The following is a 15,163-nucleotide window of genomic DNA, read 5'->3' as shown; positions in this document are numbered from 1 at the left end:
TTGCTCCGGTTGGTCATGGCGTCATGTCGGTTTCGTCGGCGCTCCGCCCGGCGCCGAAAGCGAGGACGGCGCCGGCTGCACAAAGCAGGGCGGAGAGCGACAGCAGGGTCGGTAGGCCGAAACGGCCGATCACCAGCCCGGCCAGGATCGCAAAGACGGTCGAGACGAAAGCGTCGAGGCTCGACAGGCTGGCGGCCTGGGTCGCGCCGCGCGGGCCGCCGCAGCTCTTCAGGACGAGAGCACGGAAGACGACGAAAAAGGCGTAGCCGAGCGCCATCACGAGCAGCGACAGCGCGATCGCGGCGGTGGCACCGACCTTGGGCGCCGCGAATGCGATCGCGCCGAATCCGAGTGCCGAGGCGAGGCCGACGATAGCCGCCATCTGCCAGGCCCCGATGCGTCGCAGGGCAAGGCCCGTCGCCCAGGCGGCCAACAGGCCCACGCCATTGGCACCCGCCGCCGAGACCAGCGCGATCTGGCCCAGCGTCAGGCCGGCATCGACCTGCAGGACCGGCAGCATGCCGCCGGCGAGCGCGAGCCCGCCATGCAACGTCAGCGCGAGGCCGATCCGCCGTCGCGACGGGGGCCCGATCAGGAAGCACCAGAGGCCGCGCCGTGTGATCTCATGCGCATCGGGGACGAAGGCGCGCGGCGGCGTGGCCGGCATCGCCAGGGCCGGCAGGGCCAGCGCCGCCATGGTGCCCATCAGCAGCCAGATCACGACATGCCAGTCGCCCCCGTCGCAGGCGAGGATGCCAAGGCCCATGACGAGCCCGCCGAGCGCGAAGCCACCGCCCTGGAGCGCGGCGCTGCGCGCCCGCTCCGGCGCCGGCAGCATCGCCATCAGATAGCCGTCGAGGGCGATCGTCGCGGTCGCGATCAGGACGATCAGCGCCGTCGCGGCGAGCGTGATCGAGACGGCGCCCGTCGCCGGCGAGAATGCAAGCAGAGAGACGATGCCGAGGACGGCGATGCCGAGGCAGGCCAGCACGACGCGGCGGTAGACCGGTGCGCGCTGCCGGCCCAGCCGGTCGACCAGCGGCGCCCAAATCGCCCGGAGCGCGAAGGGCAGATAGGCGAGGAAGACGAGATTGGCGATCTCGGGCGGCTGCCCGGCCTGGCGCAGGCTAGCCGGCAGCATGTTGTAGATGAAGAAAAGCGGCACGGCCGCGGCGGCATAGACCGCGCCGATCCCGAGCCGCAGTGCCGTGCCGGGGCCGAGCAGCCCTGCTCGTACGCTTTCCGATGCCACAGTCATCAGCGCAGCCTCCAACCGGCGGCGCGGTCCTGGGCCTGCCAGAGCCGGGCATAGAGGCCGTCCAGGGCGAGCAAGTCCTCGTGGCGGCCGCGCTCGACGATCCGGCCGGCCTGCATCACCAGGATCTGGTCGGCCCCGGCGATGCTGCGCAGGCGATGCGCGACGACGACGACGGTACGCCCGTCCTCCAGCGCCGCGATCGCCTGCTGGATGGCGCGCTCGTTGAGCGGATCCATCGCCGAGGAGGCCTCGTCGAGCAGCAGGATCGGCGCGTCCTTCAGCAGGGCGCGGGCGACGGTGACACGCTGGCGCTCACCGCCGGAGAGCGTGCGACCACCCTCGCCGATGCGGGTCTCGAGCCCGTCGGGCAGCGCAGCGATGAGGTCGTCCAGCCGGGCGGCGCGGATCGCGGATTGCAGTTTCTCCTCGCTCGCCTGCGGGTCACCGAGCAGGAGATTGGCCCGCAGGGTGTCACGGAAGAGGTGGACATCCTGATTGACGAAGCCGGTCAGCGCCTGCACCCGGGCTGGATCGAGCGTCGAGAGATCGGTGCTACCAAGCGACACGCGCCCGCTCGTCGGATCGAGGTAGCGCAGCATCAGCGCGAGCAGGCTCGACTTGCCGGCGCCGCTCGGGCCGACGATGGCGACGGTCGCGCCCGGCCTGACGTCGAAGCTGACATCGCTGACGACGTCCGGCTTGTCCGCGCCATAGCGCAGATGCGCGCCGTCGAGCTTCAACGCCAGCGGCCGCCCGGGTTCGGTCACCTGCCCGCCCAGCACTGGCTCGGCCAGAAAGCGCGAGATATTGGCCTCGGCCTGGATGCCGAGCATGACGACCAGCGCCTGCGGCAACACGGCCGTAGCCAGCGCCTGGCTGGCGGCCAGCAACAGGAAGAAGGCCGGGACCAGGACAAGCGACAGCTCCGCTTCGCCGCGCCAGGCGAAGGCAAGGAGCGCGAGCGGCAAGGCGAGCGTCATCGCGAAGGCGGCGAGCCCTTGCAATGAGACGAGCTGCGGTGTCGAGCCGATCATCAGCTCGCGCATGCGCTTGGTCGCGCCGGCAAGGCGGCCGAAGGCGCTGTCGCCGGCGCAGAAGGAGCGGAACACGGCGATGCCCTCGCCATACTCGCCGATCAGCTGGTTCAGACCGGCGATTTCGGCATTGCGAGCCGAGAGCAGCCGCTTCAGCAGACGAGCCGCGACCGGCATTGCCGCAAGGCCGAGTGCGAAGGCGAGAATGACGCAGAGTGCGGTGACGGCATCGAAGACGACGACGCAGGCGAGCAGGCAGGCGCCGGCAGCAAGCCCGCCGAACAGCCGGTTCAGGCTGAAGGTTGAGACTTCGTTGATCCAGCGACCATCCTCGCTGAACAGCGTGGCGAGACGGGCGGCGCTCCAGCGCTGCAAGGCGCCGATCGGCACGGCGCGCATCCGGTCGAGCAGGCGGTTGCGGATGGTCTCGGTGACGACATTGCCGGCATGGAAGCCTTTGGCCCAGGCGCGGCGGATCAGCAGCATGCGCAGCGCGACGGCAGCCGGGACGGCGAGCGCGTAGGGCAGCATCGCCACGACATCGGCGCCACCCTGCTGGAGCCGCACCAGGCCGAGCGCGACCGCGAGCGCCGGCAATGCGGCCGCGAGCCCTTCGAGGAAGGTCAGCAGCATGGCGCGCAGGAAGGCCGCGCGCGCCGGGCCGAGATGGGCGAGGAGCAAGGCGAGGAGCTTCATGCCAGGTTCTCCTCCCAGGTACCGGCCGGCGTATCGACCCCACCGGAGGCGTGGCGGTGCCGGCGGACCTCCTCCTGTGCACGCCACATCGCGGCGTAGAGCCCGTCGCGGTCGAGGAGCTCGGCATGCGAGCCCTGCTCGGCGACGCGGCCCGCATCGAGAACGGCGATCAGGTCGGCATGCGCGATGGTGTGCAGGCGATGGGCGATCACGATCAGGGTGCGCCGGCTGGCGAGCGCGGCGATCGCATCCTGGATCAGCGCCTCGTTCTCCGGATCGGCAAAGGCGGTAGCTTCGTCGAGGACGAGGATCGGCGCGTCCTTGAGGATGGCGCGGGCGATCGAGATTCGCTGGCGCTCGCCACCGGAGAGCCCGAAGCCGCGCTCGCCGACGGGCGTGCCGTATCCCTGCGGCAACGCCGAGATGAAACCGTGGGCCTGCGCTGCCCGCGCGGCGGCGATCACCGCCTCGTCGGAGGCGTCCGGCCTTGCCAGGCGGATGTTCTCCGCCACCGTGCCGGCGAACAGGAAGACGTCCTGGAAGACATAGGCAATGTGGGCGTTGAGGACGTCGGGCGCGATCTCGCGGACATCGACGCCGCCGATCTCGATGGCGCCGGCCTCGGCATCGTGGAAGCGGGCGATCAGGCGCGCCAGCGTCGACTTGCCCGAGCCGCTCGGCCCGACAAGGGCAAGGCAGCGTCCGGGCGCGACCTCGAGCTCGATCCCGTCGAGCACACGACGATTGCCATAGCTGAAGGTCGCTCCGGCGAAGCGGACGGAGGCGTCGGCGGGTGTCCTGGGTTCGGCGGGCGCCGGCAATTCCGGCGCAGCGAGAACAGCGTCGATCCGGTCGAGCAATTCGACCTGCTTCATCAGACGATGGCTGATGCCCTGCAGAGAGGAGAAGACGTCGCCAAGCCCATAAGTCACCGCCAGGAAAGCGGCGAGCGCACCGGTGCCGATCCAGCCGGCCGCCGCCATCAGCAGCCCCGCCGGTGCGGCGAAGAGCAGATGGCTGGTCAGGAGCACCTGTGCGACCGAGCCCGGAACGACCGCATGACGCGCCCAGTTCTCGGAGAGTTCGCTGATCTCGGCGAAGGTGCGCCGTGCCCGGGCCGTCGCCTGGCCGTCCTGGTTGAAGGCGCGCACGGTTGGCAGCCCGTCGGCCATCTCGGCCACGGTCTCGGCCATCCGCGCCTGGATCTGGAGATAGTCGCGCGTGACGCCTTCGCCCTGGCGCATGACCCGGCCGATCAGAACCATGCCGAGACCGAGCGGCAGCAACGCCAGCATGGTCAGGCGCCAGTCGATCAGCGCGAGCAGGAGGATCGCCACGACCGGCGCGACGATCGCCGCGCTGAGCTCCGGCACGATATGCGCCATACCGTCCTCGACGCCCTCGACATCGTCGAGCAGAACGGTGCGCAGTTCGCCCTTGGAGCGATCGTCGAAGAAGCCGAGCGGTACCCGCGCCAGCTTGGCCGCGAGTTCGACGCGCAATTCTTCCTGCGTCGCGAAGGCGATGCGGTGCGACAGCCCGGTCGAGAGAGCGAAGAACGCCTGGCGGCCGGCGACGCCGGCGAGCGCGGCGAGGCCGAGCGAGGTCAGCCAGCCAGTGCTCGCGTTTCCGTCGAGAAGCGCAGCGAGCGCCAGCGCGGCTGCGACATAGGGCGAGAGCGAGAGCAGAGCCGCAGCCGTGCCGCAGAGAACGGACAGCAGGAGGAGGCCACGGCGCCGGCGCATCAACGCCAGCAAGCGTCCGGCGACAGCGCCAAGCGAGACAGGGGCGTCCACCGCCACCTTGCCTTGTTCCCCGGCGCCGCCGGTCTTCTTGATCGAATGCGCTGCCGACACAGGGAAAACTTCGAGCCGCTGGACCTGTGGCCGTTCTAGGGCGCGGCCGTGATGGGCTCCACGCATCCGGCCTTTGCGGCCCGGTGTTTTTCCTTTGCGGACGCGAACGCCCTGGAAGCCTTAAAAATCCTGGGATGGCGGCCGGCCGAAACGACGGCGATAGGCAGTGGCGAAATTGGCCGGGCTGGCGAAGCCGACGCGATAGGCGATGCTCGCGACCGAAAGCTCCCGCCGCAGCACCAGCACGCGTGCGACCTCAAGCCTGCGGTCGCGCAGATAGTCGATGATCGTGGTGCCGAAGGCGGCCTTGAAGCTTCGGCGCAGATCGGTCTCGTTGAGGCCGATCGTCCGGGCGAGCTCGGGCACGCTCGGCGGATCGGCTAGGCGCACATCGAGCAGCAGCCGGGCCTGTTCGGCATGATCGCGATGCGGCCGCGACAGGGCCAGGATGCTGCTGTCTTCCGCATCGTGCAGCAACCCGGCCAATTCGACCAGGGCCGAGAGGATGCGGCTCTCGGCATAGATCTGCCCCAGCGTGCCGGAATAAGGGTTGCCAGCGAGCTGGCCGAGCAGGATCCGCAACGTGACGCTGTGCTCGATTTCGTGGAAGGCAAAACCCTCGTCGAGCAGGCGCACAAGGCCGGTGCAGCCGGCCGACCCATCATCGGCGAGCCCGCGCAGGAAGTCCGCGCCGATATGGAAACCGCTCATCCGGCAGATCTGGCCGCGCCGCTGGTTCGAGGTGATCTCGACCTCGCTGCCGACGCCGAGCAGGGTCGGCACGCCGATGCGCTGGCTGGCGATCGAGCGACCACCGACGAATCCGGTGTGCTCGCCGGCGCTCAGCATGCCGACGAACAGGCTCGGGCGGTAGCAGCCGGCGACGCGGTCCTCGTTGAGGTACTCGAGGTCGCAGCCGGTGACGTGGACATCGGGCCGGACCGGCTCCATCCAGTAGCTGCCACGCGCGAAAGGCAGCGTCGGCTGGGCCTGCCGCGATGTGCCGCTCAAATCGAGATAGCGCGTGCTGTCCATATAGGCCGCGACATCGTCGTAGGTGATCTGGTCGCTGGCCTGGAGGACGCCAGCGCCAGCAGCCGATTGCCCGTTGATCGTGAATGCCATTGCGAACCCGGCTGAAGATGTGGTCCGAACAGGTAGGATACAGCGATGGACTCACGCAATACTCTGCAAACAAACAAGAAATGGAATAATATCGAACGGTCGAAGGCCGCCATTTCCTTTTGGCACTGAACAGAGGAGGAGGGTCGGACCGTTAGCGCGATCGCGCGGCCGCGGCCGGCACTCCCCTTCAAACGCGCCCGAACGGACTGCGGCCTACGCCTGAAGCCACCGCAAGACGAAGAGCGCCGCCGGCATCGAGGCTCCGACCTTTCGCCGACCGTATTGATATTGAACTTGCCGTGATAAATAGTTCCTAGCTCCGCCATAGATGGGGTCTATGAAACGTGGCAGTCAGCTATTCTGGAATCGCAGCGTTTCATGCCGTCGCCGAGGCTGGGAGCTTCACGGGCGCAGCCAGGGCGCGGAACCTCAGCCAACCGACCTTGTCCTCGCAGGTTCGCGGGCTCGAGGAGGCCTATGGCGTCAGGTTGTTCGATCGCGCCGGCCGGCAGGTCAAGCTGACCCCGCTCGGTCAGAGCCTGTTCGTGATCACGTCACGCCTGTTCACCGCCCAGGACGAGGCGCAATCCCTGCTGGCCGGCACGCGCACGCTTCAGCGCGGCCATCTGCGCATCGCCGCCGACAGCGCGACCCATGTGATGAGGGCGCTCGCCCGCATGCGGGAGAAGTATCCGGGGCTCACATTCTCGATGACGATCGGCAATTCGTCACAGGTCGTCGATCAGATCATGGACTTCGCCGCCGACGTCGCGATCACTGCGCGACAGAGCTCCGATCCGAGGCTCCATACGGTCAAGCTCCGCTCGGACAGATTGGTTGCCTTCGTGGCGACGAGCCACACTCTGGCAGCCTATGACGCCATTCCCATAGAGGCGTTCGCCGGCCAGGATATCGTCCTGCGGGAAAGGGGCTCGATAACCCGAGAGGTTTTCGAGAGGCGGCTCTTCGAGGCCGCCGTGCGGCCTGCGAACCTGCTCGAAGTGCAGTCGCGCGAGGCAGTGCGCGAAGCGGTCGCCGCCGGCTTCGGGATCGGTGTGATTTTCAGCGCCGAGTTTCGCCCCGACGAACTGGTCAAGCGGCTTGCGATCACCGGCGCCGATTTCTCGGTCGGTGAGTACGCCGCGTGCCGCGCGGAACGGCGCCGCATCCCGCTCGTTCGCAGCTTTTTCGAGACCGTCCAGGAACTCGCGGCGCAGGGCTGACGGTCAGGCGATGCGCATCAGCACCAGCGAGAGCACGATCAGGCAGCAGGCCAGCAGGCGCGAAGGCTGCAGCGGCTCCTTCAGCCAGAGATAGGCGATGGCCGCGGCGAACAGGACCGAACTCTCGCGCAGCGCTGCGACCAGCGGGATGGGTGCGACCGTCATCGCCCAGATCGCGATCCAGTAGGCGCCGAGCGCGAGCGCGCCGCCGACGCTGCCCTGCAGCCAGAACGGCTTCATGGCCGCCCAGGCGGACCGGCCGCGGCGCAGCGCGACGTAGATCGTCAACGGCAGTGCGTCGATCACGAACAGCGTGGCGGAATATGCATGCGGATCCCCCGCGGCGCGCGCGCCGAGCCCATCGACGAGCGTGTATCCGCAGATCATGATCGCGGCGAGCGCTGCGTAGCCGATTGCGCCCTGGTCGAAGCGGCTGCCGCGTCGGCGGCCGAGCAGCGAGATCAGCATGATGCCGCATCCGAGCAGGGCGACGGCCCCGAGCTGGAGGGGGACGAGCCGCTCGCCGAGGAAGGCGACGCCGATCACCGTCGTCAGCAACGGGGCGCTGCCGCGAGCCAGAGGATAGATCTGGCTCATCTCGGCGCGCCGATAGGCCTCGGACAGCCCGATATAATAGCCGAGATGAAACAGGAGCGACGCGACCAGCCAGGGCCAGGCCTCGCCCCGCGGAAGTCCGGTGACCGCAAGGGCCGGCAAGGCGAACAGGCCGGCGGTGAGCGAGATCATCGTCATCGCCAGGATCGGCTCCAGCCGGAGCTTGACGAAGGCGTTCCAGCCGGCGTGCATCGCGGCGGCAGCCAGCACCGCCAGGAAGGTCGTGAGACTCATGCCGGCCTGCCGGCCTTCGAAAGCGCCCTGCCCGTCCGCAGTGCATGGGCCCAGTCCGGCCGCCCGTTACGCTCCGCCTGTTGCGCTGCCGCCGCCCAGTCATAGGCGACGGCATAGTGCTCCACCGTCACCTGATCAGCCAGGCTTATCAGGGCGAAGCGGGCATGGGGCGAGCCGCTTTCCGAGACATGCGGCGGCTCGGTCGAGTCATCATAGGCGGGGCAACCGACACTGCCGGGATTGACGACGAGCGTGCCGTCGGCCACCCGCAGCAGGCGTGCCTGGTGACTGTGCCCGCACAGGACCAGCCCGGCATTGCCAGGCCCCAGCCGCGCGGCCACCTCGTCGGCATCGGCCGGTAGCAGGCGCCCGGCGACGACCTGCTCCATCAGATAGGTTTCGTCACTACCGGGGCTGGCGTGGAAACACCTGACCTGTGTCGCCGGCTCGGCCTCAGCGGGCAGGCTGGCGAGCCAATGACGGTCCTCATCGCTCAGTCTCTCCCAGGCGAAGCGATCGGACGCCCCGAGCTTTTCCGGCGAGGCTGTGCCGAGCGCCCGGTCGTGATTGCCACGGATGTGGAGCGGGGTCGCTTCGCGTAGCAACCGCACCGTCTCCGCCGGCCAAAGAGGACCTGAAGCGCAATCGCCGAGATTGACGAGCAGGTCGATTGTCTCCAGACGCAGCCGCGCCAGGACGGCTTCGAGAGCGGCGGCGTTTCCATGGACATCGGCGATGACTGCAATGCGCATATCGAACTCGGTGAAGGCAAGGGATCGCGGTCGGTCATCAAGGACGACAGCGCCTAGCGCTGGCCGTCCGTCGCTTCGGAAGTCGGCACCGCCCATTCCGAAAAGGCCAGGGCGACCCGCCGATAGATCTCGCGCTTGAAGGAAACGACGCGCGCGGGCATCTCCGCGAGCGGCAGCCAGGACCATTCGGAGAACTCCGGGGGCTCGTCGCCATTCGGGCCGGAAATGTCGAACTCCGCGGCCGAGCCTTCGAAGCGGAACGCCACCCAGCGCTGCCGCTGGCCTTTGAAGGCTGCCAGCTTGTGCGGCGGCCCGGCATAGGGCGGAAAATCGTAGGCCCACCAATCCTCGGTCACCGCGAGGAGCGAAACAGTGGTGGCGCCGGTCTCCTCAGCGAGCTCGCGGCGCGCGGCCGCGACGATGTCCTCGTCCGGGTCGATGCCGCCCTGCGGCAGCTGCCAGTCGAAGCCCGGCTCGACGATCTCCGGCCCCGCGCTGCGGCCACGCCCCGCGAAGACGAGCCCCTGCCGGTTGAACAGCGCGATGCCGACATTCGGCCGATAAGGCAGGGCGGAACTGTCACGCGGCGATCCGATCACAGAATGCTCCGTCAAATCCTACTCCGCCGCATCGAGCAGGCGCGTCGCCTGCAGCAGGCCGCGATGCTCCAGCAGACCATGCACCGTCGCCGCGATATGCGCCTCGATGCGCTTGAGGTCGCGGATGATGTCCAGCCTCAGGGCGCTGAGCACCAATGCCTCACGGTCGCCCTTGCGCATCTCGTCGAGATGATCCTCGATCGCCTCGCGCTCGAGTTCGCGGAAGGTCTCCTTCGCCCGTACGAGCCTGCGGGCCGTCGTCTCGTCCTGCGAGATGAAGACGGTCACCGCCAGTCGCAAATGATTGCGGAGACGATCATGCATGTCGGCGAGCAGGCCAAGCGTCGCGGGCGGCAGCCGGCGCTGGTCGCGAATGCGTTTGCCGGCCATCTGCATCAGGTTCTTTTCGACGATGTCGCCGATATGCTCGAGGTTGATCGCGAGTGCCAGCAGAGTGGAAAGGCGCCGTTCCTCGGCCTCCGAGAGCGCCTCATGCGCGATCGCGCCGACATAGAGCTGGACCTGGTCGTAGAGACTGTCGAGCACGTCGTCGGCGCGCCGGACGGCCGCGACGCAGCGCGCATCGTCGCTCCCCATAGCCTTCTGCGAGGCCTTCAGCATGTCGTCGACAACATCGGCCATGCGCAGCACCTCGCGCGTCGCATGCGACAGCGCGACGGTCGGTGTGGCGAGCGCAGTCTCGTCGAGGTAGCGCGAGCGCGCAGGGTCGGATTCCGGACCCGGCTCCGGCAGAAGCCGGACGAGGAGGCGGGCTATCGCCGGCAGCGGCGGCAGGAACAGCGCTGCCATCACGAGATTGAACGCGAAATGGAGCGCGGCCGCGGCTTGTGCCGGATCGAGCGGCAACCCGGCCAGCAGCTTCACGATCAGAGGCAGGGCAAGGAGCCCCAAAGCGCAGCCGACGAGGCGGTTCGCGAGGTTGCCGAGGGGGACACGCAGCGCCGTGTTACCGTTGCTTCGGGCCTGCACCACCGGATTGATCGCGGTGCCGAGATTGCAGCCGAGGACCATGGCGACCATCGCCTCCGGGGCGATCGCGCCAGCGCTGGCGAGGCTCATCACGACGAGGATGGCGGCCAGCGAGGAATGAGCGGCGAAGCTTAGCGCGGCGGCGAGCAGGAGCGTGACCAAGGGATCGCCCGACAACGCTGACAGCACCGTGCGCAGCAGATCCGAGTGCTCCACCGGCTGCATGGTCGCCTGCATCAGCTTCAGCGCGAGCAGCATCAGGCCGAGACCGAAGGCAGCCCTGGCGCCTTCGTGGAGGGTTATCCGCTGCGAGCGGCGCATGCCGACATAACCGCAGAGCAGGAGAACCGGCACGGCGGCACCGATATCGAAGCTGACGAGCTGCACCAGCAGCGTGGTGCCGACATTGGCTCCGAGCATCATCGCCAGGCCGGTGGGCAATGCGACGAGGCCGGCTCCGGCGAAGGAGCCGATCATCATCGCGGTGGCGGTGCTGGACTGTAGGACCGCCGTCACCGCGCCCCCCGCGAGGAAGGCGCGCCAGCGGCTCGCGAGCCCCGATGCCACCAGGGCCCGCAGGCGCGCACCCAGCGCCGCCGAGACGCTCGCGGTGACGAGCTGGACGCTCCACAGCAGCAGCGCGACCTCGCCGGCAAGGGCGAGCAGCGTCTGCGTCGGGGTCTGCATGGGCATGGCCGGACCGCCCGCGCGTTTCCTAGCGCTGCCGCCAGCGCTGGAGGCGACCGAAAACCAGTCGATCGAGGGCGATATGCGCGAGCTTGACTGCGATCGCGGTCGCCATGATGACCGCCGCCATGCCGGCGGCGGGAGCGACCGCACCGGCCTCGTCCATATGGACGATTGCGATCGAGGCGAGCTTGGTGTCGGCGCCGTACAGGAAGATCACGGCCGAGACGGTGGTCATCGCGTTGACGAAGACATAGACGGCGATGTTGAGCACGGCCGGCATGCAGATCGGCGCCGTCACGCGCCGGAACGTCGCCCAGAACGGCACCTTGAGCGAAGCCGAGACGGCTTCGAATTCGGGGTCGATCTGCTTGAGGCTGGTCACGGCCGTAATGTGCCCGACCGTATAGAAATGCGCGATCGTGTTGATCACGAGGATCGCCAGCGTCCCGTAGAGGAAGCCGAGCGGGTTCCAGCCGGCATTGAAGAAGAAGACGTAGCCGAGGCCAAGCACGAGGCCCGGGACGGCCATGGGCAGCATGGCGAGGAACTGCGCGAAGCCACGAAGGCGCGGGGCGATCTTGAGCTTCTCGATGAGATAGGCGCCGCAGAAGATTAGAGCCGTGCCGATGACCGCGGTCAGCGAGGCCAGCATGAGAGAGTTCCAGTAAGGCTCCCAACCGCTCGGCTCGACGGTGGAGAAATCGTAGTTCGCGAGCGTCAGCGACAGGTTGTACGGCCAGTAGCGCACGAACGAACCCCAGACCGCCACCGCATAGGGGCCGACGATCGCCAGCGCGACCAGGGCTGCAAAGATCAGCAGCGCGAGATCGCGCCGCCGCTCCGGCTTCGGCTCATAGGGGACCGCCCGCGCCGAGAGCATCGCGCTCTGGCGCTTCTGGACCGCCCTGTCGGCAAAGAAGGCGAGCACTGCCGGGACCAGAAGGATGATGCCGACGACGGCGCCCATCGGGAAATTCTGCTGGCCGACCACCTGCCGATAGGCATCCGTCGCGAGCACGCTGAACTGGCCGCCGATCACCTTCGGGATGCCGAAATCGGTGACGACGAGCGTGAACACGACGAAGGCGGCGCTGATCACGCCATAGCGCGCGGCAGGCAGGGTGATGGTACGGAAAATGCGCCAGCGGCTCGTGCCCATGGCCTCGGCCGCCTCGCGCAAGCGTCCGTCCGAGAGCGCGAGCGCCGTTACGAGGATCAGCACCGCATGCGGGAAGCTGTAGAGGCTCTCGGCCGCGATGATGCCGATCGGCCCATAGAGCGACGCGCCCATCATCCAGGATTTCAGCAGGCCCTGATTGCCGAACAGATAGATCAGCGCGAGCCCGGACAGGAGCGATGGCGCGAACACCGGCACCATGGCCGCGGCGTAGAACAGGCCCTTGGCGGGGATCGTGCTGCGACAGAGAGCGTAGGCATAGAAGAAGGCGAGCGGCACGACGATCGCCGTCGTCAGCCCGGCCACGAACAGGCTGTTCGTCAGCGAGGCGAGAAGCGTCGGTGTCGTGGCGTAGGTGACGAAGTTCGCAAGCCCGACGAACTGGCCGTCGACGTTTTCGACGCTTTTGGACAGCAGCGCCCAGAGCGGCAGCGCGATGATGACGATGAGGACGACGCAAAGTGCCGCGATCAGCGCGGTCCCGACCTGGCGTTCGCTGAGCCGCATCGGCTTGAGCTTCACGGCGAGCGCACTCCGGGGATAGGGCTGCGCAGCAATGGTCATCGTGCGGCCCCGGCAAAGACGTGAAGCGCTTCGGGCGGGAAGGCGACGCTGCGCGTCTGCCCCGGCGCAAGGCCGAGGTCGCGCATCGCATTGGCCGAGAAATCGGCAGCGATACGGGTCGAGCGCGAATTCGTCGGCTCCAGATGCGCCCGGCAGAACGAGCCGAGGAAGGACAAATCCCCGATCGTCGCATCGAACCGGTTCGGCGTGTCGGCGGTAATGCTGCGGGTGCGCACCTCCTCGGGGCGCATGGCGAGCCGGACCGGCGTTCCCACCGCGAAGGGCGTGGCGTTGGCGACGATGAGATCGAGTTCGCCGACTTTCACCCTGCCCGGCCCCGTGACGACGGCGTCCAGGAAGGTCATGTGCCCGACGAAATCCGCGACGAACGGCGTGGCGGGGCGCCGGTAGATCTCTTCCGGCGAGCCAACCTGCTCGACCCTGCCGTCGCTCATGACGACGATGCGATCGGCCAGCGCCAGAGCCTCCTCCTGGTCGTGCGTGACCATGATGGTGGTGACGCCGAGGCGCTGCTGCAACGAGCGCATCTCGTCGCGCAGCCGCAGCCGAACCTTGGCATCCAGCGCCGAAAGCGGCTCGTCGAGCAATAGAAGCTCGGGCGAAGTGGCGATCGCACGGGCGAGCGCGACGCGCTGCTGCTGGCCGCCAGAAAGCTGGATCGGGTATTTGCGGCCCTGGTCGGGCAGCCCGACGAGCGCGAGCAGTTCCTCGACGCGTTCGGCGATCTCGCGCGCGGGACGGCGCAGGTTGACGAGGCCGTAGCCGATATTGTCCGCGACCGTCAGATTGGGGAAGAGCGCGTAGGATTGGAAGACGATGCCGAAATCGCGCTCGAACGGAGCGGCATGCGAGACATCGCGCCCGCCCATCTCGATCGTGCCGCCGTTCTGCAGGTCGAGACCGGCGATGGCGCGAAGCAGGGTCGTCTTGCCGCAGCCGGATGGTCCGAGGAAACAGACGAATTCGCCGCGCGAAATGTCGAGATCGATGCCCTTCAGGGCCTGGAAGCTTCCGAAGCTCTTGGTCAGGCCGCGAATGCTGATGAACGAAGGCGACGTCTGAATCGTCATGGCGAACGGCCTTTTCCGGGCGAAGGGCTCGCAGCGTTGCTAAGCTCTAACGCGACGTGCTTTGCAGGATGCGTGCCGTCCGGCGCCGGACCGGGCGCCGGACGGCGAGGCGTCAGTTCTTCGGGGCGGCCTTGGATTCGTAGCGCTTCGACCATTCGGCGAGGACGCGATCGCGATTGTCGGCCATCCAGGACAGGTCGTTCCTGATCATCCCGGCCTCGGCGTTGGCGGGATAGTTGGCCGGCTTGTTCTCGATGCCCCGTGCCGCGACGATCGCGTATGTCTTGGAGTAGATCACGTTCGCATCGGCGCTCGCGGTCCAATCGGCGATCTTCTTGGCAACGGCGAGATTCTTCGAGCCCTTGACGATCGCGCTCGCCTCCATCTCCCAGCCGACCCCCTCCTTCGGAATCACGACCTCGATCGGGGCGCCCTTCGATTTCTCCGCCGCGCCGCGCATGTCGAGGGCGAGGCCTACGGTGCGCTCGCCGCGTGCGGCCTGAACGCAGGGCGCCGAGCCTGAATGGAGATAGGCGGCGATGTTCTCGTGCAGGCCGTCCATGAACTTCCAGCCCTCGGTCTCGCCCATGCTCTGCAGCCAGCCGGCGACCATGAGATAGCCGGTGCCGGACGAAGCCGGGTGCGGCATGACGATCTTGCCCTTGAGCGCCGGGTTGAGCAGGTCCTTCCAGGAGGTCGGCACCGCGACGCCCTTGGCCTCGGCGGTGTTGAAGCAGACGACACCGAGATAGGCATCCATGCCGGTCCAGGTGTAGGGCTCCTTGCCGTCGCGGAACACCGGCTTCAGCGCATCGGCATTGGCGGGCTTGTAGGTTTCGAGCAGGCCTGCCTTCTCGAACATCAGCAGGCTCGAAGCGGCGAGCCCCATCACCATGTCGGCCCGCGGATTGTCCTTCTCGGCCAAGAAGCGGGCGGTGATCACGCCGGTCGAGTCGCGCACCCAGACGACTTCCGCTTCCGGCACGGACTTTTCGATCGAGGCCTTGAACGGTCCGAGCTGATCGTTCTCCAGCGCGGTATAGATTGTCACCTTGGTCTTCTGCGCCTGGGCGACGCCGGGCAGTACGAGCGCGAAGGCGCCGATGACGCAGGAAGCAAGCCAGGTCTTCATGATCTCATCCCCTCATTATTGATCGGTTCGAACGCTCTTTCGACGTTTCTTTCCCCTGACATACGAAAACGCAGGCGGATCGCTCCGCCTGCGTTGGTTTTTGTGGTCACGCGTTCCAGGGCATTGA

12 protein-coding genes are annotated in these 15,163 nt (G+C 67.7%); 1 reads left to right on the top strand and 11 read right to left on the bottom strand.

All coding sequences use genetic code 11. The features are described 5' to 3' along the window. Positions 1-13 precede the first annotated feature (13 nt). The 4 genes from DK26_RS09075 to DK26_RS09060 all read right to left on the bottom strand — a co-directional run bounded on the left by DK26_RS09075 (position 14) and on the right by DK26_RS09060 (position 5,969). Positions 14-1,258, bottom strand: a complete 1,245-nt coding sequence (locus tag DK26_RS09075) for an MFS transporter (protein ID WP_066470896.1) — start codon at positions 1,256-1,258, stop codon at positions 14-16. Beyond that, on the bottom strand, positions 1,258-2,988 hold the full coding sequence (locus DK26_RS09070) for an ABC transporter ATP-binding protein (RefSeq protein ID WP_066470894.1): 1,731 nt from the start codon (positions 2,986-2,988) through the stop codon (positions 1,258-1,260). The genes DK26_RS09075 and DK26_RS09070 overlap by 1 nt, the downstream gene beginning before the upstream one ends. Then, the gene (locus DK26_RS09065; RefSeq protein ID WP_066470892.1) at positions 2,985-4,844 is read right to left on the bottom strand and encodes an ABC transporter ATP-binding protein; all 1,860 of its coding nucleotides are present in this window, start codon (positions 4,842-4,844) and stop codon (positions 2,985-2,987) included. The genes DK26_RS09070 and DK26_RS09065 overlap by 4 nt, the downstream gene beginning before the upstream one ends. A 120-nt stretch (positions 4,845-4,964) precedes the next feature. Further along, on the bottom strand, positions 4,965-5,969 hold the full coding sequence (locus tag DK26_RS09060) for an AraC family transcriptional regulator (RefSeq protein ID WP_066470886.1): 1,005 nt from the start codon (positions 5,967-5,969) through the stop codon (positions 4,965-4,967). Between the two features lie 344 nt (positions 5,970-6,313). Here DK26_RS09060 and DK26_RS09055 point away from each other — a divergent pair, with 344 nt between their 5' ends. Next, positions 6,314-7,192, top strand: a complete 879-nt coding sequence (locus DK26_RS09055) for a LysR substrate-binding domain-containing protein (RefSeq protein ID WP_083533101.1) — start codon at positions 6,314-6,316, stop codon at positions 7,190-7,192. A 3-nt stretch (positions 7,193-7,195) separates the two neighbouring features. Here DK26_RS09055 and DK26_RS09050 read toward each other — a convergent pair whose 3' ends face one another. The 7 genes from DK26_RS09050 to DK26_RS09020 all read right to left on the bottom strand — a co-directional run bounded on the left by DK26_RS09050 (position 7,196) and on the right by DK26_RS09020 (position 15,036). After that, a complete protein-coding gene (locus tag DK26_RS09050) occupies positions 7,196-8,041 on the bottom strand; it encodes an EamA family transporter (protein ID WP_066470882.1) in 846 nt (281 codons plus the stop codon). Then, positions 8,038-8,793: a metallophosphoesterase family protein gene (locus DK26_RS09045; RefSeq protein WP_066470880.1), complete on the bottom strand. Its 756-nt coding sequence runs from the start codon at positions 8,791-8,793 to the stop codon at positions 8,038-8,040. Before DK26_RS09045 ends, DK26_RS09050 begins: the two co-directional genes overlap by 4 nt. A gap of 53 nt (positions 8,794-8,846) precedes the next feature. Further along, positions 8,847-9,392: an RNA pyrophosphohydrolase gene (locus DK26_RS09040; RefSeq protein ID WP_248309916.1), complete on the bottom strand. Its 546-nt coding sequence runs from the start codon at positions 9,390-9,392 to the stop codon at positions 8,847-8,849. Positions 9,393-9,410: 18 nt separating this feature from the next. Continuing rightward, positions 9,411-11,075, bottom strand: coding sequence for a Na/Pi cotransporter family protein (locus tag DK26_RS09035; RefSeq protein WP_248309915.1), 1,665 nt, complete (start codon positions 11,073-11,075; stop codon positions 9,411-9,413). A 22-nt stretch (positions 11,076-11,097) separates the two neighbouring features. After that, positions 11,098-12,813 carry a putative 2-aminoethylphosphonate ABC transporter permease subunit gene (locus tag DK26_RS09030; RefSeq protein WP_066470875.1) on the bottom strand — a complete coding sequence of 572 codons (1,716 nt, stop codon included), beginning with the start codon at positions 12,811-12,813 and terminating at the stop codon, positions 11,098-11,100. Continuing rightward, positions 12,810-13,904, bottom strand: coding sequence for a putative 2-aminoethylphosphonate ABC transporter ATP-binding protein (locus DK26_RS09025; protein ID WP_083533100.1), 1,095 nt, complete (start codon positions 13,902-13,904; stop codon positions 12,810-12,812). Before DK26_RS09025 ends, DK26_RS09030 begins: the two co-directional genes overlap by 4 nt. Before the next feature lie 112 nt (positions 13,905-14,016). Further along, positions 14,017-15,036 carry a putative 2-aminoethylphosphonate ABC transporter substrate-binding protein gene (locus DK26_RS09020; RefSeq protein ID WP_066470872.1) on the bottom strand — a complete coding sequence of 340 codons (1,020 nt, stop codon included), beginning with the start codon at positions 15,034-15,036 and terminating at the stop codon, positions 14,017-14,019. Positions 15,037-15,163: the final 127 nt, after the last annotated feature.

The sequence above is a fragment of the Allobosea sp. WAO genome, assembly GCF_001509835.1.
Lineage (GTDB): Bacteria > Pseudomonadota > Alphaproteobacteria > Rhizobiales > Beijerinckiaceae > Allobosea.
Note: the sequence above shows the minus strand (reverse complement) of the source record. Positions and strands in the feature narration are given on the sequence as shown.